The sequence below is a fragment of the Bacteroides salyersiae WAL 10018 = DSM 18765 = JCM 12988 genome (assembly GCF_000381365.1).
Taxonomy (GTDB): Bacteria; Bacteroidota; Bacteroidia; order Bacteroidales; family Bacteroidaceae; genus Bacteroides; species Bacteroides salyersiae.
The window spans coordinates 103272-126241 of the sequence record NZ_KB905469.1; the positions used below are offsets into that span (position 1 = coordinate 103272).

Annotated in this window: 21 protein-coding genes and 1 pseudogene; 1 reads left to right on the plus strand and 21 read right to left on the minus strand. The window is 36.2% G+C overall.

The genetic code is table 11. From position 1 onward, the window contains the following. Positions 1-26: 26 nt before the first annotated feature. From HMPREF1532_RS19545 to HMPREF1532_RS19640, 20 genes are all read right to left on the minus strand, one after another. Entirely contained in the window at positions 27-968 is a 942-nt protein-coding gene (locus tag HMPREF1532_RS19545) for a glycosyltransferase family 2 protein (protein WP_005934122.1), read from the minus strand. Beyond that, positions 969-1511 (minus strand): acyltransferase, encoded by a 543-nt coding sequence (locus HMPREF1532_RS19550; protein ID WP_167556089.1) that lies wholly within the window; start codon positions 1509-1511, stop codon positions 969-971. Between the two features lie 44 nt (positions 1512-1555). Further along, on the minus strand, positions 1556-2545 hold the full coding sequence (locus HMPREF1532_RS19555; protein ID WP_005934126.1) for a glycosyltransferase family 10 domain-containing protein: 990 nt from the start codon (positions 2543-2545) through the stop codon (positions 1556-1558). Between the two features lie 201 nt (positions 2546-2746). Beyond that, positions 2747-3850, minus strand: coding sequence for an EpsG family protein (locus tag HMPREF1532_RS19560; protein WP_005934129.1), 1104 nt, complete (start codon positions 3848-3850; stop codon positions 2747-2749). Then, on the minus strand, positions 3850-4755 hold the full coding sequence (locus HMPREF1532_RS21945) for a DapH/DapD/GlmU-related protein (RefSeq protein WP_005934131.1): 906 nt from the start codon (positions 4753-4755) through the stop codon (positions 3850-3852). Before HMPREF1532_RS21945 ends, HMPREF1532_RS19560 begins: the two co-directional genes overlap by 1 nt. After that, a complete protein-coding gene (locus HMPREF1532_RS19570; protein ID WP_025820028.1) occupies positions 4752-6059 on the minus strand; it encodes a glycosyltransferase in 1308 nt (435 codons plus the stop codon). The genes HMPREF1532_RS21945 and HMPREF1532_RS19570 overlap by 4 nt, the downstream gene beginning before the upstream one ends. A gap of 2 nt (positions 6060-6061) precedes the next feature. After that, positions 6062-7054: a hypothetical protein gene (locus HMPREF1532_RS20610; protein ID WP_005934135.1), complete on the minus strand. Its 993-nt coding sequence runs from the start codon at positions 7052-7054 to the stop codon at positions 6062-6064. 4 nt (positions 7055-7058) lie between these two features. Continuing rightward, entirely contained in the window at positions 7059-8564 is a 1506-nt protein-coding gene (locus tag HMPREF1532_RS19580) for an oligosaccharide flippase family protein (RefSeq protein WP_005934137.1), read from the minus strand. A 112-nt stretch (positions 8565-8676) separates the two neighbouring features. Further along, a complete protein-coding gene (locus tag HMPREF1532_RS19585; protein WP_025820021.1) occupies positions 8677-9441 on the minus strand; it encodes a polysaccharide deacetylase family protein in 765 nt (254 codons plus the stop codon). Between the two features lies 1 nt (position 9442). Beyond that, positions 9443-10504 carry a nucleotidyltransferase family protein gene (locus HMPREF1532_RS19590; RefSeq protein ID WP_005934141.1) on the minus strand — a complete coding sequence of 354 codons (1062 nt, stop codon included), beginning with the start codon at positions 10502-10504 and terminating at the stop codon, positions 9443-9445. 66 nt (positions 10505-10570) lie between these two features. Continuing rightward, entirely contained in the window at positions 10571-11308 is a 738-nt protein-coding gene (locus HMPREF1532_RS19595) for a DapH/DapD/GlmU-related protein (protein WP_005934144.1), read from the minus strand. Then, complete coding sequence (locus tag HMPREF1532_RS19600) at positions 11305-12432, minus strand: ATP-grasp domain-containing protein (RefSeq protein ID WP_167556091.1); 1128 nt, start codon at positions 12430-12432, stop codon at positions 11305-11307. The genes HMPREF1532_RS19595 and HMPREF1532_RS19600 overlap by 4 nt, the downstream gene beginning before the upstream one ends. Before the next feature lie 53 nt (positions 12433-12485). Continuing rightward, positions 12486-13673: an ATP-grasp domain-containing protein gene (locus tag HMPREF1532_RS19605; RefSeq protein WP_025820018.1), complete on the minus strand. Its 1188-nt coding sequence runs from the start codon at positions 13671-13673 to the stop codon at positions 12486-12488. Further along, positions 13666-14808, minus strand: a complete 1143-nt coding sequence (locus HMPREF1532_RS19610; protein WP_005934150.1) for a DegT/DnrJ/EryC1/StrS family aminotransferase — start codon at positions 14806-14808, stop codon at positions 13666-13668. Before HMPREF1532_RS19610 ends, HMPREF1532_RS19605 begins: the two co-directional genes overlap by 8 nt. A gap of 4 nt (positions 14809-14812) precedes the next feature. Next, on the minus strand, positions 14813-15346 hold the full coding sequence (locus HMPREF1532_RS19615) for an NUDIX hydrolase (protein ID WP_005934152.1): 534 nt from the start codon (positions 15344-15346) through the stop codon (positions 14813-14815). Between the two features lie 25 nt (positions 15347-15371). Then, positions 15372-16580 carry a polysaccharide biosynthesis protein gene (locus tag HMPREF1532_RS19620; RefSeq protein ID WP_005934154.1) on the minus strand — a complete coding sequence of 403 codons (1209 nt, stop codon included), beginning with the start codon at positions 16578-16580 and terminating at the stop codon, positions 15372-15374. 216 nt (positions 16581-16796) lie between these two features. Continuing rightward, a complete protein-coding gene (locus HMPREF1532_RS19625; RefSeq protein WP_005934157.1) occupies positions 16797-19238 on the minus strand; it encodes a GumC family protein in 2442 nt (813 codons plus the stop codon). Positions 19239-19257: 19 nt separating this feature from the next. After that, positions 19258-20049, minus strand: a complete 792-nt coding sequence (locus HMPREF1532_RS19630) for a polysaccharide biosynthesis/export family protein (RefSeq protein WP_025819596.1) — start codon at positions 20047-20049, stop codon at positions 19258-19260. Positions 20050-20091: 42 nt separating this feature from the next. After that, positions 20092-20577: a UpxZ family transcription anti-terminator antagonist gene (locus HMPREF1532_RS19635; RefSeq protein WP_005934161.1), complete on the minus strand. Its 486-nt coding sequence runs from the start codon at positions 20575-20577 to the stop codon at positions 20092-20094. A gap of 68 nt (positions 20578-20645) precedes the next feature. After that, the gene (locus HMPREF1532_RS19640) at positions 20646-21197 is read right to left on the minus strand and encodes a UpxY family transcription antiterminator (protein ID WP_005934164.1); all 552 of its coding nucleotides are present in this window, start codon (positions 21195-21197) and stop codon (positions 20646-20648) included. 1065 nt (positions 21198-22262) lie between these two features. Here HMPREF1532_RS19640 and HMPREF1532_RS19645 point away from each other — a divergent pair. After that, on the plus strand, positions 22263-22757 hold the full coding sequence (locus HMPREF1532_RS19645) for a hypothetical protein (RefSeq protein WP_005934170.1): 495 nt from the start codon (positions 22263-22265) through the stop codon (positions 22755-22757). A 57-nt stretch (positions 22758-22814) separates the two neighbouring features. Here HMPREF1532_RS19645 and HMPREF1532_RS21890 read toward each other — a convergent pair. After that, a pseudogene (locus tag HMPREF1532_RS21890) lies at positions 22815-22958 on the minus strand (AAA family ATPase); the annotation flags it as partial. Positions 22959-22970: the final 12 nt, after the last annotated feature.

Sequence of the window (22970 nt, forward strand, 5' to 3'; positions counted from 1 at the left end):
ACAACTGATTCAACATATTGCCAAACTCATTTTCGTAGAATCAAAACAAATTTTACTACGATCATCGGACATTGATTAAAAATCCCAAATACCAATTTCAACTTTAATGAAAGTACAGAAGAACATTTAATCTTTTCCCAACTCTTTTGGAAACGTTCTCGAATTTCTCCTCTCTGTTCATTTGTCAACATATCGTTAGTATACAACAACATCAACGATTTACATAACTGTATATGTGAAGCATCTTCCAAATCCGTTTCTCCTTTTTTGTGAAAATAGTTTATTCGTTCCTCATAGGCGTCAAAGTAACGTAAATCAGGTTTTTTCTTATTTATTCCCATGATACTATCTGGATTATAAGTATAATAGTATAATGGACGGTTAGTAACAACTATCTTTTTAGCCTGATAGTACAATTTCCACGTTGTCCAATCATCTTCGTTGATGAGCCCTATAGGCATTCGTATTTTCTCAAAAAAGTTAGCTTTATACACCTTACCACACATGATAATCTTTGCTACTTCAGAGGTAAAAATATCATGGTTATCATACATTCGACATGTTTCCTTTTCATCAAATGACGGGAAAATAGTTTTTTCACCACGTATAAAATCGCACTGCACAATTTCCGCATTCTCTGTGACAATATACCCCATTAATATTTTTAGATAGTCGGGATGCCAAAAGTCATCACCATCCAAAAAAGATACATACTCGCCACTCATGATATCAAGACCTGCATTACGAGCAGAAGATAATCCGCCGTTCTCTTTATGAATTACTTTGATTCGCTTTTCCTTCTTTGCATATGTATCACATATCTCACCACTATGATCAGGAGAACCATCATCAACCAAGATGAGCTCCCAATTTACATATGATTGATGCCGAACACTCTCAATGCAATTAGCTAAATACCTCTCTACCCCATAACAAGGAACTATAATTGAAACTAAAGGTATGTTCATTTATACTATTTTCCTAATTAATTTTGCAGGATTACCTGCCCATATTTCACCTGCTGGTATATTCTTAGTAACAACACTACCTGCACCAATAACTGCTTCATCACCAATCATAACTCCCTTTAGTATAATAGAGTGCCCCCCAATAAAAACCCGTTTTCCTATAATTATAGGTTCAGAGGGAACATCTATATTTCCACAGAGTCTTTTTTCCGCATTAGAAGAATGAAAATCCGTATCATAAATTTTCACACCTCCACCAATGCAGGCCCTCTCACCTATCTCTATGTAATTAGAAGCATAAACAGTAGTATTACTCATACTAACACCATCATGCAAAATAAGACTAGCATTATCACCTACAATGAGTATAGTCTTGGTATCACCACCAATAGGATCAGAAATGCGACTGGAATTAATACTCACATCATTACCAAGGACAATACAGCCTCCTATACCTTTTCTGAAAAATATTGAGCCACAACATGTAAAACGCTTACCATACTGAATTCCGCGCAACATCATGTTTATCCTATTAATAAGCATTGTCCAATGTGTTAACAGCCGTCTTTTTATTCTGTATATCAACATTATTTTGTACGTTTAGATGAAAGGAAGACTCCCTTCCTCAGGCGGGTAAATTGATTCATGCCCTTTTTATAATATTTATATATTTTCATTTCAAAAAACTCATGCCGAAGTTTCATCGCTTCCATTGCTTGTGTAGGTTGAGATTGTGAGCGTCTTTTAGCCTTTGCTAAAGGTTGGTCAAAGATACTATAAAGAAAATCTGCCAATTCGGTTACATCAGCATTCGGTTGTATTATGGGTTCATTGAGCATTGTTAAATATAACCTGTCGTCTGCATCAATCTCCTTTATACGTTCAACCATCTCCTCAAAGGACTGATAATCATGAGCATTTATAAATGCCTTAGGATTGAAATCTTCTGCTATACGAGGATCACCATAATAAATGGGGACTACCCCCGCAGCAAAGGCTTCCACTATTTTCTCCGTAGCATAACCATCGTGAGAACAATTTTCAAAAGCAATATTAAACTTATACTTTGAAAGGAATGTTTTTTTATCCTTTATTGCACCACCTATATTGTTTTTGTATCTCCCTCCTGAAGCTATATATTTATATTGGTTCAATAATTCATAAAATATTGCACGAGTATCATTTGCAAAGCAATTTGACACTACAAAACTACAAAAACCACGTCCTTTGATATCATCAGATATTATAGATTTTCTATTCAACAATTCCTTATAATCTAACTTATATTGCATCATATTATATAATGGAATGCGAACATAGCGATCACCAAACTTTAATCGGTCAAAACCTATGGCATAATCACACTCATTGAAGTCAGGTGTTTGACATTCTCCTGTAAAAAATATACGTATACAATTATATTTCAAATGTTCATAACCAAAACCAGAATATATTACATAATCAGGCTCATCACTAATATCGATCTCATATCTTTGCTTCAATACTTCAAGAAATTCATTGCGTCCTTTATCAAAGCCATCAAAAAAGTCTACAAATTTAATTTTCACTTTTTTCATTTATATAGTTTTTTCTTATAGTATACAGACAGTTATCCATCGCATATTTTCTATATTTACTTAACATTCTTATTTATAATTATAATTTATATTTATAACATATATCTTCAATATGAAATTACTATTTGGCTAACTTTACGAAACATTTGTGTACTCCCCCCCTCATTTCCCCATCTACATCGTGTTGTTTCACAAGTAGGATTAATAAAGAGGTAAATTATCATTCCAAATAAATGTATATGGTTCGTACTCTGCAGAAAAACTAAGTATCAACAAGATTATAATAAGTATTGTATAAATAGATTTCCTATTACTTCCAAAACACATATCAATTGCATAGGGAAGCAGCAAAACTATATACAAATGAAAATATTGACTGATTCGTACCATTGATCCATTATTGGTAATCAAAGGAGCAAAAAAGGTGAAACAAGGCAACATAATATACAATTTAGTCAAGAACTTTTGTTTAGACAAATCGGTTTTTCTAAACGCATAAAGACAAAACAGTGAAATCATTTCCATCAATAATGTAAATATCATGCCGCCACCTTGTATTTCTCCCTCTCCATAAATTCTGTATTTCTCATTTCCAGAAGTTTCTGCTAACAATACAATAATTGGACCAGAAAACACAATAACAACCGGAATTAAGATAAATGCCAAAACATGAAGGGTTCTAAGATATTTTCCTTTCAATAAATCTATAGCTGGAATAAGCAAAAACAACAATGTAGTCATATGTATCATTGCTCCTAGACACACACACATGGCACATTTCTTTTTATCTTTGTTAACATAGAACATAAATGCCCAAACTGTAAGACCTAACGCAATTTCTTTACGTACACCAGACATAGCAATCATATTAAACAAAGCTACATACAAAACAAAGATGAATATCAATTGCCAAAAATCTTCAGTGTACTTATTTAAAAGTTTACCAAATGGAACAAAAAAGATAAGTGCAGAAATAAACAACATAAACGAAAAGTTTGGCCATAGTACATAAATCAATTTGTTGTAAACAACAAAGCCAACATCTTCCGTTCCTGCCATTTCTATATATCTTTCCTTCATCGCTTGCCAAATAGATGCCCAATATTCCGTCCCAGCACTTTTAAACATATAATAATAATTGATAGTATCAGAACCTACAGATAGCCCTCTTAAGCAAGATTCCATCGTGAATAATATCATTACAAAAACAATATAGTTCTTTCGTCTTTTGGGGGTATTCCCCTTAGATGAGAAAAACCATCCTCCTAAAAATATAGCGAATAAAAGTAGAACCTTTATATCCATTACTTTTTTTCCATCTTAGAAGCAGGATTGCCCACCCAAGTTTCACCAGCAGGAATATTCTTGGTAACAACGGCACCAGTACCTATAATTGCCCCCTTGCCTACATGAATATAACCACGAAGAGAACTATTAGGAGAAATCCATACATTATCCTCAATTATATTGCCTCCAGAGAGATTCACACATCCTGTAATCTCAACATTTTCACCAATCACATTATTATGGGCTATGTGGCAAAGATTGTTTATTTTAGTGTGGCTTCCTATTATGGTATCAGAGAGCGCACCACGGTCAATACAAGTATTAGAGCCTATTTCTACATCATCACCGATAACAAGGTCTCCTATCTGAGGAAAATGAAAACGGTTCCCCCCAGCATCTTTTTCAAAGCCAAAGCCTTCACCACCAAGTACAGCTCCAGCCTTTACATGACAGTTATTCCCCATCTTCACACAACCATAGATACGAACATTACTGTCAATAATACATCCATCACCTATAGTTGCTTGACCAATAACGCAATAAGGACCAATATATACATTTTCACCAATAATAGCATCTCTGTCCACCACCGCAGTTGCATGGATACCAGCTTCTTGTCTTTCAACAAAAAAATAATTACCAATTTGCGCCAAACACATTTTAGGATTTCTAACTACAATCAACACTTTATCCCTAATTGGGACAATACTATCATCCACAAGTAGTACACAAGCCCTACTCCTTTCTGCTATCACTTGTTTATTTTCTTTGGTAGGATTTATCCAATCAAGAGAATGTTCGTTGATTCTAGCCATATCTGCGAGATTGTCGATATAGACTCCTGTTGGATCCCCTATAACATCTATAACTGTATCTCCAAGAAATTGAAGAATATTCTTTAACTCTATTCGGTTTATCTTCATTCTCCCAATGGATTATAAATAAGTTCTTTAGGAATAGGTGTTCCATAACGAAAATGTGCAACGATAGCACGAAAGTTATTCATAACAACATCACTAATACGCTTACCATCATTCCTAAAATCTATTAATTCCTTAGCATTTTTACAAAGTTCAGAAGCCTTTTTCTCATCATCTAAGAGCAACAACATCTTCTCTGCAAGTTGCTTAACATTCTCCATATCAGCTATCAGTACACACTCCTTTTCTTCGTTGAGCGTAGGTGTACCTGCAGTTTTATATACCACTACTGGCATTTCATAATACATAGCTTGAAACGTAGTAGATGCTATATAATCAAGTTTATAAGGGAGAACAGCAAAACGAGATTTTTGAAGATGCTGAAACATATCATTTTGATTCTCAAAAAAAGGAGTAACAATTACATTGTTTTCCAGATAATTGTCTGCAATTATTTTGTCATATATTATTTTGTCCTCTATATTAGGCGTACCTATCAGATTAAGCTTAGCTTTGGGATGCGACTTTACAACAATTACCATTGCTTGTAATACATCAGTAAAACCTTTAGCAGGGATCATACTATTAGCGAAATTTACAAAATCGAATTCCTTATCTTGTATAGGGATTACTTCATGAAAAGTAGTACCGAAACTCCAATAGAAGTTATAAGCTGTTTTGTTATACTCACGATACAACTGATAATACATTTTTGTAGTAACAGACACATAGTCGAGAGTTTCAAAAATGAGTCGTTCCACATACGCATTTTTAACATCAACTACACCATATTTTTCACGGTCTGGATTGTTATAAATAGTCTGTGCTTTCATAATAACAGGATATTCCTTTTCTAACCCCAAAACCGTCCCTGAATAATAAGCATTTTCTGCTCCCATCAAAGCAACAATATCAGGATGTATTTTGCGAACAATCTGACGAATAGTAGGTCGCATTGGATTCAGTGCGTGCCAAATAGACGGGCTCTTTATGAGATGTTTCAGGAGCGTTGCCCTATCACAACGAACAAAGTAGTACTTTATTCCCTCCGCCTCAAAATGTACAACACTCTTTTTTAAACCTCCATGAGCAGAAATGACTGTTAGTTCCACATCGTCACGCATTTTCATGTTATCAATGAAATTAGTATCCCATGCAGCAATGTCGCGATATACTCCACTCTTAGTCTTCATACCCAAAAAATGACGCATGAAATTATACATTCTCCTATTATCCAAAGGCAAATATGATCGCACCATTGGATTTGAGAAATGACAGATGAGAACAACCTTAAGTTTACTATCCATAGTTAATTTCTTCTTCTAATAGGACGTATATATTTTCGATACAAACCTCCAAAATGATCGTAGAGCACTGATTTCAAATATACTTTAATCCAGTTGTTATTATGAAGGCAACGATAATTAAAGAATGACATATCAAAATCATTATCAATATAAACATCATCACAATAAGTGATTGAATCCATTTGAAATGTTTTTCGATTTCCATACTCTTTATAGAACTTACTATTGATATTGACTTGGTTATTGGCACCACCCTCCAAACCTATATTAGACACCATATTAATATTAGGATAAATTGTACATTTTTTGAATCGACGTACAAGGAAGCTAATCTGCACATCATAGGTATTATATCTACAACCTTTACGTATACTCCTCTTGTAATTTTTAAATAAACGGTTGCCGAGTAACCATTCTATTGATGTTCTGTAACCATTACGAAGACTTCCATCTTTTATAGCTTCCTCATAAGTTTCTAATTCATAATCATATAGATTCTGAGTTCTTTTCCAAAACCCCATAAAATAAGTCGCTGCAGGAAACATTGTAAAAAAATACGATTTATCCCCATACGTCTGCCCATAGTTTACAGCACCTACATAACCAACCCTTTCGTCATCTTTGTATTTTTCAAGCATATCTTGTACAAAAAAAAACGCAGACTCATTACCTAGCCCATCATCTTCTACAAAAATGACACGATCCTCTGTTTCGAATACCCAATTCCAAGCTGTAGGACCGGATTTTGAACATCCGAGATTCTTATCATGTATTAAATAGTGTTTTTCACATTCCCAATCTACATTTTTTATTATTTTTAGAACAGCCTCACGTTTTTCTATATCATTCTGACATCCATCACGAGGTCCATCAACAGCAATATAAAGTTTTGCCGGACGAACCTTACGGATAGATTCAAAAACACGCTGAGTTTGTAGAGGCCTATTAAACACCATAAACAAAACAGGTGTTGTTAATTGCTCATTAAAATCCATATTGCTATTTTTTACAAAAAAATTTCCGAATTGGGAAAAGAACGAACTCTTTTTCTTCTTTATTCATTACAAAGAAAAATAAAGACGTAATCATTATTACACAATAAATAATACCTTTTATTCCAATACTTAACCATCCACCAATGCAAACAAAATGATTTAAAGCAAAGCATACAACAAGACACAGAATAAAAGCAGGAAGAAATACCACAAAAGTCTCTTTAAAAAACTTACATATATCGATATGTAATACGTTTTTATAAATAATATCAAGAACTATTGTTCTTATTAAATAAGCCATACAGATGGAGAAACACAAGCCCACTGCACCAAAAAAAATCGACAATGGTATACCCAAAACTACATTTGCCACAGCCATTGAAATAAAAGCATAGGAACGTTCCCTTAATTTATTCTTTGCATAGAGGGTTTGATCTCCTATCTCCTGTGGTAATTGGAGTATAGAAGGAATAATAATAAACAATGTGCATAAATAAGAAAGAGAAAAATCCTCACCAACCCACAACTGAATAAACTCAAAGCCCACACAACAAAAGCCTAATACCACAAATGAGACAAGCATAAGTTGTATACGCCCAATCTTAATCATTAAAGGAAGGACATCGCCATCTTTTGCAACAATACGGGAAACTCGAGGAAGAAACATGCCACTCAATGCACTCGAAAATGTAAACACATACCCTTCCAATGTACTGGCAATACCAAATATGGCGATAGCAGCTGAACCAGAAAAAGCCCCAAGAATTGTCGGACCTAAGGTAAATATGCAGCGTTGACAAAATGACATAATTGTTACCCATCCAGAAAACCCTACAATTTGCCGAAATTCTTCTCTATTCTTATATATGAAATCTATCTTTTGTGAAGTATATCGTTTTATAAAATAGAGCTTCATTGCTATCATAATAATGCCTGCCAATGCATTTACTAATATCAAGGCATAAAGCCCGTATCCTACAAATAAACAAAACGACATTGCTCCAACAACAATTAATTTATGAATTACATCACATAATTTTAACTGCACAAATTTCTCATGTGCAGAAAGAATTCCATTAATCGGAATAAACGGAAAAGAAAAAACGGCAAAAAATGCAGCCATAGCATATACTATTTTGAATTTCTCCATTTCTATAGGCGTCAATTCTTGATAAATTTGAGCAATAAAGAAATAAACAGTAGTCAATACTATCAGTAACACAATGTCAATATAGAAATATAATTTGTACACCATACCGAGACATTGATTTGCTTTATCCTGTCTGCCTTCTGCAAGATATTTTGATAAAAATCTATTAATAGAAACTCCTAAGCCAAAATCAAATACAAACAATGATATCACAGACATAGCCAATGTATAAAGCCCATAATCTCCCTTTCCAATTATTCGTATCATCCACGGTGTATAAAGTAGACCTGCTATCATATTTATCGCAATAGACAAATACGAAATGACTGCTCCTAATTTTATCTGATGTGTAGAATTCATAAAATAATTAAAAAACACTATTTAGCAAAGATTCTAATACACTTTATTCAAGATGTAACAAATAAACAAACCAACATAATCTTCTTCCTGTTTTGTTATTACATATTTCGTTCTATTCATCCTCGTCGTCAATACTCTTCATTCCTTTACGATGTAATCCTTCGACCTGTTCTCTATCCAAACGAGCAGCCTGATCAAAAAACGCTTTTGTTAAACGTTTTCGTGGAGATAAAACTTCTTCACTCCAATTAGCATCGTGGGTGAGCACTTGTAAATGCCGTACATTTGGATTCTCCAACATTTCTCCCAGTACATCAAACCTCCAATAGCCAAGGCTATCCCCACAATAATCAAAATGCTCTCTAAAAAAAGATGAATACACATTAATGAGCCCCCCATAAGTTCGCGCCAAACATCTTTGTGTAAAAGAGGTAGTATTATGGAAAGAATATACATCTATCTTAACATTCAATACAGTTTCAAAGTAAATTTTATCTAACTCTATATACTCATTAAGTTGATTCTCATTATCAATACCATAATAATGGCTATCAAAGTGAAGACCGACATTGTGCCCAAGTGATTTTATCTTATTAAACACCTTAGTATAATGAGGATCAAACAAATTATAGTAAGGACTGTGCATTTGAAAGAAGTAAGTAGCTTTTGCTCCCAACGAATACTCAATCTCAGCCATTTTCAAAGCAATGTCGGGCTCAAACTCTACATCATGACGCCAAAGTACATCTTTCCTTTCTTCTAAAAAATCGTCAGTATAGGAGATAAAATAAAAACCCCTGTCAATCGCTAATGCAACCAATCGCTGGTAGTTTTTAAGCGTAAAATAATCAAACTGATATTTCTCTTTATTTGTCATACTACAACGCATTTATCATTTTTAAATATTCGGACCATTCACCCATATCCTTCCATGCACCTTCACTCACAGGAAAACAACCAACGCGACCGCCTTGCTCCTTAACCTTCTCCATCAAATGAGTTATATGGAAAAATTCTCCCTTTGGGATTTTTTCAATCAAATCAGGGTTAAGCAAATAAACACCAGTATTAATCATATATGTCTGTTCAGGCTTTTCCTTTAATCCAACCATAAGACCATCATCTCCTGTCTCAATAACTCCGTAAGGAATACAGATACTTTTCACCGCTGTCACTATAGTTATGTCATTCTCATTCTTTTGGTGATAATCATATACATCACGATAATCTTGATCAATAAGAATATCACAGTTACTAACAAAAAATGGAGTAGCTATTTTACCTTTCAAAAGTGATACACTACCAATAGTACCAAGAGGCTTTGTCTCTTCTAAAAACTCTATCTGATATTTATGAGGAAGTTGATCTAAATAAAAACGCATCATATCACTCTTGTAGTTGACAGACATATAGAATCGTTTACTCCCAATTCCCTCGAACTGCTCCATAATTTCTTCAAGTATGGTCCTATCACCGACAGGAACAAGGGGTTTAGGAATGACATTCGTTATCGGTTTTAAACGAGTACCTTTTCCTCCTGCCATAATAACAACAGGAAGATTAATCTTTTCGCGATACTGTTGCTCGGAATGCTTAAAGAAATCATTCCAAAAGTAAACATCTGCAAGATTACCATCTTCATCCACCACAGGCATACATTCTGAACGTAGATTCAGCATTTTCTGTCGTATGTCTTCATTCGATTCGTTAGGTGATACAAACTGCTTCTTGGTACTAATAATGGATATTATAGGATTATTTAAGTCAACACCATTAATGATCGCACGCTGAATATCACCAATAGTCAGAATACTAACAAACTTATCATCATCAAATACTAATAATAATTTTACTTTCTTTTCATCCATCTCTTTGAGAGATTGAATGATAGATAAAGAAATTTGTACTGAACGGTTCTCTATCTCTGGAGTTAATTTCATAATATATATTTAATCGTTTAAAGTAGCAAGTCGCATCAGAACAAACTAATGCCTCCATCTATGCAACTATACAATATGATTTGTGCAAGGTAGTGATTGTATCAATTTTTCCATTTGCGCAATACTCAATTCTGTAATGTCAGAATTAAATAAATCGAAGTTTTTCTTTATAAATTCAATTGGCAAATTCCACCATTGAGTTTTCTGTAATCTCAAGGCAAGTTCCTCTGAACATCTACGCTTAATGATTTTTGCAGGTACACCACCTACAATCGTATACGGAGCTACATTTTTAGTAACAACTGCACCCGCAGCAACCACAGCTCCATCTCCAACTTTCACATCACGGCAAATTACCGCATTACATCCAATCCATACATCATTACCAATGATACATTCTGTTTCAAAACGATTATATCCTTGTTTTTGACCTTTTTCTATTATTCCAAATTGAGGCGCATACAAAAATGCATGTTGAGAAATACGATTATAATCATGATCTGCTCCACCAACGCCTACATTCCATGAAATAGAACAGAACTTACCTATTTTAGCATTCCAACAAGTAAAGTTACGACCGACATAAGTAAAATCTCCTATCTCTGTATCGAAAATCATGGCCGTCCGCTGTAAGTCCACACGTCTCCCTATCACACATCTTTCAACTTGACTAAAGTCTCGAATTAAAGAATCTTGACCAAGAGAAGTATTTTTCACACGTGCCGAAAAAATCTTCACCCCATCAGACAGTTGAAGGTTTTCTATTTCTGCATTTTCTGCTATAAAATAGTTACATTTGCTCACTGAAGCTCAATCTTTAAATTATCAATTATATTATCAAGAATTATTTTACAATTTTCAAGATTATTACTCTTCACAAATATCTCCCCAATAGCATCATTACTATTCGTAAATGTATGTACCTCATCTCCATTACGAATAAATAAGTTTATCTCAGAATCTTTAAAATGAGGAATAGAAATTGACTTGACAGTTCCAGAATTACTACTTCTTACCATTTCTGATTTCGCAGCGAAAGGAATGACAGATCTTCTTGCAAAAACATCACGAGGATCTTTACCAAGTGCTGTCAGTATAATCATCTCATAATAATTCAAGCCCCAAAACATACTGGTTATATCAGTAAGTCCATTCGCGCCTCCTCGACCCGTAAGTTCTATTATATAAGCCCTGTTGTCGCGTTCAATAAAATCAATATTGACGGCACAGTTATCTAGTCCTAATGCTTTTATAGCATTACGGGCCTGCCTATCAACATCGACAGACAACTCTTCATTCATCTTATAGGGCATATAGTGTCCTATAGGAACTGCAGTCTTACACATTATTGTCTCATCTCCATGAGGAAGAATAAATAACACTTCGCCATGAAAAACGAAAGCCTGTGCTCCGAATTCTATCCCCTCAATAAACTCTTCTATGATACAATAATCCTTATGAGTAAACGACATTACCTCACGATATGATGATTCAAGATCAGATACTTCTCGGACAACACAAATACCTCTGCTACCTTGAAGATCTGTAGCCTTAAGTATAACAGGGAATGAAAGTTTTCTTACTACATTTCTTAATTCTTCCAAATTGTGAATATTAAAATACCGTGCAGTTCTAACTCCATTCTTGACTAATAATTCTTTCATCAACAGTTTATTTGATGCTGCCTTAGCAGAAGCATAAGAAAGCCCCGTAAGACCAAGTTGATCGCAGCAATAACCTACGCTTTCTAGCCCCATATCGTTACACGATATTGCAATAGCATCTATATTCTCAACTTTGGCTACAGCTAACACCTCTTCAGGATGTCCAGGATGTACATTTCGGTAAACTTTATCAGCTATAGGAATACAAGGTCCTTCCATTCCTGTAACAATAGTATATAACCCCATGGCATTGGCAGTCTTCATAAGATTTAGACACCCCCTACCTGCACCATTAATTAATATTTTCGGAGGATAATTCATACTACAACAATTAAACTATTTATCTTATTCTCATATTTCTCTATTAACGCATCAATCTCCTCACGTCTATTTGCTTGAATGATAAACTGTCCATAACGATTGAGAGAAGATGTTATCTTATTTATTCTATCACCTGTTTTCAACTTGATATTAAAAGCAAATATATGTGGCCAATTGATGATACCACATATCTCAGTGTCAATAGCTTTCACTTCTCCCTCAGGCAAAGAGAAAAAGCAAACAGCAGATGCTTTTTCTACACGCCCCGTCTTTGTATCTACAGATTCACCAAGAGCAATATGAAGAAGTTGTTCTTCGAGATTAATGCCCGTAGACAGAGGGGTTAGGATTGAAGTGATATAGTCACCACCTAGGCGAGGGCTAGTCTCAATAACAAAGATACCATGATCGTTAATCTTAAGTTCAGTATGAGAAGGACAATTTTCAAACTGCATACATTCCGCTATTTTACAGATGATAGTACAAATCTTCTCACGCTGATCGTCAGTAAGATTCGCAGGCTGTTTGTGCCCTAACTCTACGTTATAAGGAAACTCTGTTGTCTTTTTCTCTGTAAACTGAATTACTTCAGATTTACCACCATAATGTAATGATTCGACACTAAACTCACGCCCTTCAATAAACTCCTCTACAAGAACAGTTGTAAGACGTGAATTTTCAAGTGCCTCATCTATTGAGATCTGCAGTTCTTCTTTACTACGACATAATTTTACACCTCGAGAACCAGAATTATCTCGAGGCTTTACGATAATCGGAAAATCCATATCTTCAACTTCATTAGCACTGGATATGAGACGACCTTGTGCACAAGGGATATCACCTTCAATAAAACGTTGCTTCATTTGGAATTTATCCGTGGACCAAATGGCAGTCCGTACACTATAGAAAGGAAAGTTTAACTTCTCTGCCACATTAGCCATCATAACCAAAGGCTTGTCCGTGGCCGCTGTTACTATCGCTTTTACATTATATTTATGGCAAATTGCAACAGTAGAATTAAAATCTTGCCCATCTACAACCTCAAAAACATCACAGCCATCCTTGCAAATAGCATTAGGACATGGATCTATACCTACTACGAATAGCCCCATTTCGTGTGCACGTTCTATGATTGACTTTTGAAGTTCACCAACTCCAAAAACCATAATAGCTTTTTTATCCATATATTTTCTTAATTCCCTTTTCCACTATATTACAAATTAAGTCTATCTGCTCCATAGTTAGAGCCGCATACATTGGTAACGTAATCTCATTATCTGTACAATAGTCTGTCTGTGGAAGATTTATCTCTAGTTCTTTGTAGGTAGAAAAGCGATGGGCAGCAGGATAATGTACCGAAGTCTGGATACCTGCGGCGTGAATATACTCACGAAGAGTATTACGTTTCTCCTTGGTAGAATCAAGAATCACAATCGGAAAAATATAGTTTGAAACAAATTCTGTACAATCTGCAAACGGAACAGTAATACGAAAGTTTTTAGTAAAACGCTCTACATAATGTTTACGGACAGCAATACGAGCCTCAAGATCTTCGGGAAGCTTCTTTAATTGTTCAATAGCAATAGCCGCACGGATATCATCCATACGAAAATTGTAACCCAAACAAGTTATATCATACTCTGTAGCATGGCCGCTGGCACGTTGATAAGACATAGTACTCATGCCATGTGAACGAATCAGACGTGCTTTCTGCGCCATCTCCTCATTATTGGTAATAAACATACCACCTTCACCTGTAGAGATATTTTTATTACTAAAGAAAGAAAAGCTTGCACAATCACCGATAGTACCGAGTTTCTTACCTTTATACTCTGAAAGAGGCCCATGACAAGCATCCTCAATAACCTTGAGATTATACTTCTTTGCAATAGACATTATTGTATCCATATCAGCAGGGAAACCAGCCATATGAACAACAATGATGCCCTTGGTACGCGGAGTAATCTTAGCCTCAATATCCTTAGGATCAATATTGATATGTTCAGGACCTACGATATCAGCGAAAACGGGAGTGGCACCCACGTAGCGAATGCAATTGCAACTAGCTGCAAAAGTAAGCGAAGGACAAATAACCTCATCGCCAGGTCCAAAGCCACAAACCATGCAGCAGACATGAAGTGAATCGGTACAATTAGACATACTGACCGCATACTTCACTCTCCACATATTGATAAACATTTGTTCAAGCTCTGCATTTTTAGGACCAGTAGAAATCCAACCAGACTTGATAGTATCGTAAGCGGCCTGAGCTTCTCTCTCATCGAAGTTCAGATTAAAAAGAGGAATTTGATAAGCCATAATATTATATTTTATTTGCAAGATATCTCCACAGAGACGCTTGCATTACTGCCTCTACAATGGAGTTTTTTTCTAATAATTCTTTTATTGTATTTTGTTCTACAAGACAAATGCGTATATCTTCGGACTGTTCGAGATTCTGAGCGGAAATCTTTTTAACACCTTTGGCTATAAAAGTGTAGCACATTGTTGCCATCCCACTCGCATTAGGAGCAGATTCCCCAAAAGGAATCCACACACCACCTGCATATCCAGTTTCTTCAAGAAGTTCACGTTTTGCAGCTTCAAGAGGTATTTCACCTTGATCAACACATCCTGCAGGAAGTTCTATACACTCTTTTTGAATGCCATGACGATACTGTTCTTCTAAAACAACCTTACCATCTTCGGTAATAGCAATGACATTGACCCAATCAGAAGTCTCAACTACATAAAAATCATCAAGTTCAAATTCTGAAGGTTGCTTAATATGGTCTTTGCGAACTTTCAACCATGGGCAGACAAAAACATACACACTTTTCAGAAGTTTCCACTTCATTAAAATCAATTCAAATTTTACACATTTACATCTTCTGATCAAGGTTCTTTCCCCTTTCTTCGTGCTCAAAGTTCGGGATAAAACGTTTGATAGATTCTACAATTTGCGCTTTGGTAAACTCGGGAGAAGCGAATATATCTTCAAGTTCGTCAAAAAAGTGGTTAATTTCTGACATAGAACGATGGGCGGTCTCTTCTATGACACCAAGAGCTATAAAACGTCCCATGTCAATTTTCTCTCCAGGAATGTAAAACTCCTCATAAGCCTTCTCACCAGTAGTATCACTTTTAAAATATACAACAGGATAAGAGTCAGACTCATAGTTCATATTTGCTGCATAATGTTTTGCTTCAGAATCATCACTACATTCAACCTTTGTAAACCCCTCCGCTTTTACGAAGTCATCACAAATAGCAGAAAAAGTAAGCATTTGATCTTCGCCCAACTTTGGAAAAAAGACTTCTCCACCATTACCAAGGACACAAGCAAGCATACAAATCTGACCTGACTCTTCTGGTGATACAAAATATCGCTTTACATCGGAGGGGGCAGCAAGAGGTTGTTTCTTTTGGAGACGATGAATCCAACCGTCAGGTAATGACCCATTAGAAAAAGCAACATTGGCAAAACGAGCAGTTGTTACTTTAAAATACTGATTGTATGCCATTACAAGATCCTCCATAATACGCTTACTAGCCCCCATAATGTTCACAGGGTTAGCTGCCTTATCAGTAGACACGCAAAAAAAATGTTTAGGTGGATATAATGTAAGTAAATCCATCAAATGCTTTGCCTTGATGTCATTATTCTCAATGAGTGCTTGAACACTATATTTATCTTTTTCGGAACGAACATGCTTATGGGCTGAAAAATTGGCTACAATATCGAATCCTTTTTCCTCACAAAAAATACGTTCAAAAATTGGATCAGCGAAATTGAGTGTATAACAACGGAACTCATCAGGGCAATATAGATCTTTTGTTGAACGAATGTCACGAACTAGCTCTGCCAAACCATTCTCATTAAGATCAATAACAACAACCGAAGCAGGCTCAAACCGTAATACTGCTTTGATGAAGCTAGATCCAATACTACCAGCACCACCTATTACACATACTTTCTTGCCTTTAATCTCTTTTATAAGAATTCTCTTGTTTGCATCAATATCTTTAGCAAACATACTGACAGGACGAAAAGTTACACTATCAGCAATAAATTTATTGAGGTTGAACATACTCTTTTATAATATATGATCAGTATTTAATTGATCCCAAGCGTTATTACATCTATTGGCATCGCAATTATTTATCCAAATATTAGCTTTATAAAAGTTACTAAAAAAGAAGGTAATGTATTCTTAACCATTATTTTGCTAATCATAAAACATATGTGTTAGTATTTGTATTTTATGGTTATAAAATACAACTTTCTCAAAACAAGAACGTACTTACTACTTATCATAAAAAAAACGAGAAAATAACTTTTTAAAACCTTTTATTTTTTTATGTTTATGAACTTCATTTCCATAACCATAGCCGTAACCATAGCCGTAACCATAGCCATAACCGTAGCCCTTATGGTCTGAAGGAATGCCATTCAATATCACGGACATATTACGAAGCTGTTCCTGACGGTACATATTCTCCAATTCAGGCAATTGACGACGATCCATCATACCCGAACGAACAACGAAAATGGTAAGATCGGTTACACGATTGACAATAGAAGCATCGGCCACCATACCGGCAGGAACATTGTCAACAATAATATAATCATAACGTTTACGAAGTTCTGCTATCAGACGATCAAAACGCTCGCTCAACAACAATTCGGCAGGATTGGGAGGAACAGGACCGGAGAAGATGACATCCAATTTATCATACTCCTCACTCCTACCTACAATATCATCCAACTTATCCGTACTCCCCGAAAGGTAATGTGTCAACCCCATACGGTTGGAGGAATTAGAAAAAATACCACTCAAGGTACCTTTACGGATATCAACATCAATTAAGACAACTTTTTTATTTGTCTGAGCGATACTCATGGCAAGGTTACTTGAAACAAAAGTCTTACCTGCTCCAGGATTGGCAGAAGTAAACATGACCACCTGTAACTTTTCAGACTTCACGCGCATAAAGTCCATGTTCGTACGGATGATACGGAAAGCTTCGGAAACCGAATCACGACTGTTCTCACGGACAACAATACCATCCGAATCCTCACCCTTATTATTGCCGTGACGGGGAATATTGCCTAAGAAAGGAATAGTAAGCACTCCATCCAATTCCTTACGAGTACGAACCTTGGTATCAGTCACATTCAACAACCAAAATACACCTACAGGAATAGCTAATCCTAAAACAATGGAAGCCAAGAAAATTGTCATTGTTTTAGGTGCCACCGGAGCACTGCTACCCGAAGCAGCATCTATGATACGGGCATTACTCTCGGTAATAGCCTGTGTCAAGGCATTCTCCTCACGCTTATTCAACAAGTAAAGATAAAGTTCCTCCTTGATCTTCTGCTGACGCTCCACTGTAAGTACATATTTCTGCTGGGCAGGCACAGCCTCAATTCGCTTCGTGGTCTGTTCTTCCTGTTCACGGATATTCTTTAATTGGATATTCAGACCGACAATCAGATTATCCACCGAACGGATAATCGTCTGCTTCATGGCACTCAAAGAGTTATTCAAATCCATCACAATCGGATTCTTACTGCTACTACCTACTACCAATTTATCGCGTTTTAATAAAACATCATTATATTCTTTAATTTGAGACTCAACACTGTTATCCGATATACCGGTATTGGCAGGAATCAGATCCGAACTTTTCTGAGGATCCGTCAAATACTCTTTAATATATTTGGCAATACTCAACTGGTTCTCCAGACTAAGTCCCTCCTGCTGATAACGACTCGTATTGGCAAGATACATACCCGTCTCGGAAGTGATGTCCGTCAACAGATTCTCGCGTTTAAAACTTTCAATATTGGCATCCACACTACCCAATTCACGTTCGATGATAATCAGACGTTCATTAATGAATTTGGAGGTATTTACCGCTATCTGGTTCTTGTCATTGATCACATCTTCATTATAGACGGCAATAAGCATATTCAGAATATCTTCTGCGCGGGCAGTGGATACATCATCCAAAACCAGGTTGATAATAGTTGTTGTTTTACCGGCAAGAGAAACTTTCAACCTGCCACGATACCCTTCGATGATACCCTCCAAATTGGATTTAACCACATTTACGGGCTTACCATAAAATACATCTGTATAATATAACGTAGGGGTAATTACCATCGGACCGATCGGAGTAGAAACCGTATCATTCAGATGTACATCCAAAACCTCTTCCGAACGGACTCCCCCACCACCTACAGCTAAAGAAAAACCAGAAAGACGTACCGTAGCGGAATCAACAGGAGTAACCACTACTTTTATAACCTGACGCTCCTCCGCCTCAGGAAAAGAAACTGTTACCGGAGCATGGGTGTAAAGTTCATCATTACGCAGACCATTCTTCACTTGATAACTCATATCCAAATGCAGACGCCGGGCAACCTCTTCCATCAGATGACGGGATTGGAAAACAAGTACTTCATTGTCTACATTACGTTTACCACCCAAAAGAGAAAGGTCGGAAAAAGCCGCCGATTCACTCATTCCACCACCCTTAGAATCATCGCGGATAAGAACGGATGCCTTACGGCTGTATATTTTAGAAGAAGATTTCAGATAAAAGAAAGCTACCCCACCACAGACCAGAACAGACAGTACGAACCAGTACCAATTAGCTAATATAAGATGGAAGATATCAGAGATATTAATTTCCGACTCCTGTTTGCGGACATCATTGTTTTTGTATTCAGTATTCATTATTCTCTTTATATCCGGATTATTTAAACATAGTTACCATTAAAGAAGTAATGGAAGCCAATACCGAAACGGCGGACAACCAAACGCCCACAGAGTTATTGGAGTTGATACGGCTCTGACCAGTCTTGGCTTTATTGGGTTCTACATACACAATATCATTCTGTTGTAAATAATAGCAGGGAGACTGAAAAATATCGGAAGAGCGAAGGTCATGATACAATATACGCCGTTTGCCGTCTTTTTCACGGATAACAGCCACACGGTCGCGACGGCCATAAATAGTCAAATCACCGGCCATACTCAAAGCTTCCAATAAAGTAATGCGGTCACCGGAAATATCAAATGTACCCGGTCGGGCTACTTCACCCATCACAGAAACTTTAAAGTTCAAAAACTGAACAGTGACGATAGGATCCTTGATCAGATCCTCATTCATTAATTTTTGTTTTATCAACTCCGTCACTTGCATACGGGTCAATCCCTCCACATGAAGCCTTCCTAAAATAGGAAAGTCAATATCGCCATTCTGATCAACAAGATAACCTAACAAACGTTGCTGTCCAGAAGTTGTACTACCTATTTGATAAGTAACTACAGGCATATTAAACGGTAACGCCAACTCCGGGTCTTTACTATTCACCAAAATAGCCAATAGGTCATCCTTATGAATGATTACCTCATAGTTCTTATCAATAACCTCCTCTTTCAGAGAAGCGATATCCTGCAAATAAAGTACCTCTTTGGGGGCAGAGCAGGATGCCAAAATCGCCAACAAACACAGCAAACATTTATACAAAAATCTCATTCTCATTACAATATCTATTAAATGATTCCGCAAAAATTACAATACGCCTTACTCTACAACCTCCCAATCAGGCCAAGGATTGGCTTCCAGACTTTCCAAATAATCGGAAACTTCACATTCCGCCTTAGTCCATTCACGACCGGTCCAACTGTTCATAATTGCATGTGCTTCCCGAGCCAGATCTTCATCAAAAACTTCACTATAACAAGCCACCAAAAGCTGACACTTTAGCAAAGAAGCAGAAAGCTGTCCAAGCAATTGCCAACTACGGTCAAGCAAAGACTGGATTTTCAGATTTTTATTACCATGATCATAGATGGTAGCATGATAGGCCGTCAATAAAACATAGCAACGTTGTGCCTCTTCTTCAACATTGGAACCTCGCAACACAAAAAGCGCCTCAGCCTGACGGTAAACTTCTGTATTGAGTGCACAAAATTCATTGGAATAAAGAGGAGTCCCGTCAAAACCCATATTAAGAAGATCACGGGTTATACGGTACAAAGTATCAATTTGTGATTGAAAAGACAACATATAGATAAATTTACAATTAGATGATTTACAGTGGACTATTGATGAAAAATAGAAAATGAACCGGCTTCTTACTCACAAGCAGCGTCGGGTATAAGCTCTATCAAAGAAGGATGAATATATGCAGTGGCTACAGCCATAATGCCCTTGATGCAAACAGAAACACGCCGATCGCCTTTTACACGAATGACAATTCCTTCCACCCCTTCGAAAACACCACCAATAATGCGCACACGATCTCCTTTCCGTAAAGAGGTAAGGGCCGGATCAAGATAAACAATCTGTTCTTCGTAGTTTCCCGAAACAGCGATAAAGCTATGCATCTGCGAATCCGGAACGATAAGAGGACGATTCGTCTCACGATCAATGATATAACGCACAGATAAGGAAGAACCAAGAGACTGTTTAACACGATCAATACAAGCAAAAGAACTGTGGACAAACACAAGGTTATGTACTACAGGAACTAACTTTCGTATCTTACGTTCTCCCTGCTTCACGTATTCATAATGCATCGGGATGAAGTTCTCTATACACTCGGCATCAAGCACTTCCTTCAACTGTAGTTCACGACTATAGGTGACACGAAGCGGATACCAACAGATATCTGTGGATTTGTTCACAATAGAATATTCTTTAGGGACACCGGGGTAATGAAGCTCCTTCCGGTCAAGCGTGTATAAAATGGATTATTAATTCTTCAGATACACTAGCCCTCAATAGTTTCCCTATCGCAGGAGACAAAACATAAAGAGGGGAAATATGTGTTATGTACCATTTTCATTTCAAATTAGTACATAAATAACTATAAACAAACTACTTAACACCAAAAAGTGTTTCAATGAACGTTCGTTTATTGGCACACTATTTTAGAAAGACTTTTATCTCCATTCAGGTTAAATTAAAAACGAATTAATTATTTTTTCATATATAATACAATCTGCTATAAATCAATAAGATATGTTCCGTTTAAAATATGATCAAATTATTTTTATTGAAAAATATTTTGTACATTAAAAAAAAGGACATATTTTTGTGCCAATAAACGAACGTTTATTGAAACACTTTTCAAATAAGACGCTAAAATCAAACAGCTCTTAATCAGATATTTAAACCCTCAATTTTATTCTCAGCATATATTAAAAATAGTATTTTCTAAAATACTATAAATGCCTATATTTTTTTATTCAGAAAGCATAAATAAAACACGTACTTTTCCAACAAAACAAGCTCAACCTTATTTTAAAACTCCTTGTTTAATTTTAGTTAATAAATCGAACAGGACAAGCCATCTCTTTTACCAACATTCGCTCATACACATGCGCGATATAAATAAACATACCGCAACGCGTCCATATTTTACAACAAAACAACGAATGCAAGCCAAAACAGGAGAATATATAAAATAGATTTTATTTTACTTTTGCAGTTTGGATTTAATGAAAGCACATGTTTCTCTACGAGATTCAATCGATTCCTCGTAGAGAAAGGACCCGTTCCTCGTAGAGAAAAGCAACGATTCTCTATGAGAAAAATATAGACCTTGTAACCATTTGATATACAACTTCTTACAGAAGTGCCAAAGAGCTCCAAAAAGTGTTGATTTTTTCTCAACACAATGGCACTGAATTCAACCGTCAAAGACGGCCACGAAGATAAAAGAATTGTTACATCAAAATCTAATCAGAATGGTCACTACAACCATCTATGTAAAGCCCTATCTGGCGGCTTACATGTATGTACGCTACCAAAACAGCGTAGTCACGGAATTCAATGCCATCAGGCTAAAAAGTATCGAAAACCTGTATCACGTAATCAAAAACCTCACAGCTAAACGACCAAGGAATGTGTCGTGGCGAGAAACCGGAAACCTGACCCTCATAATCCCCGACCCAAGATATGGGAAAGATCCTGAAACATACAATTACCTGGGACACGACAGCATCATTATCATTGAAGAAGAAATAGAAACAATGCTGAAAACAGAGCTACACAGCATGATGCTGAAAAATAAATTCCGGAACGGCATCATGTATAAAAAATCATTGCTATCATTTATGGATAAATATCACATCGACGACAAACACGAAGATGCTCTCATGAAAGCATTTCAGAGATGGAGAAAGAAAATAGAGGAAGAAGGAAAAAAGAGAATGAATGAAAATATGGTGACGCAACGGTAAAGTCAAAAGGTGCACATGTCCGTTATGTAAGGAGACATGTGCACCTCTTGACAGATTCTTATCTTTTATAAAATCAAGGTGAAGAATAGGGTGCTTTATCCACGCAAGTTTGTAGATCAGACGTGTCTTATCGACATAAAAGTATCCATCATTCCTCAAACTCTCAAAATTCTGTATACCAATCGGATAAAGCTTAGCCATAATTCATTCGCA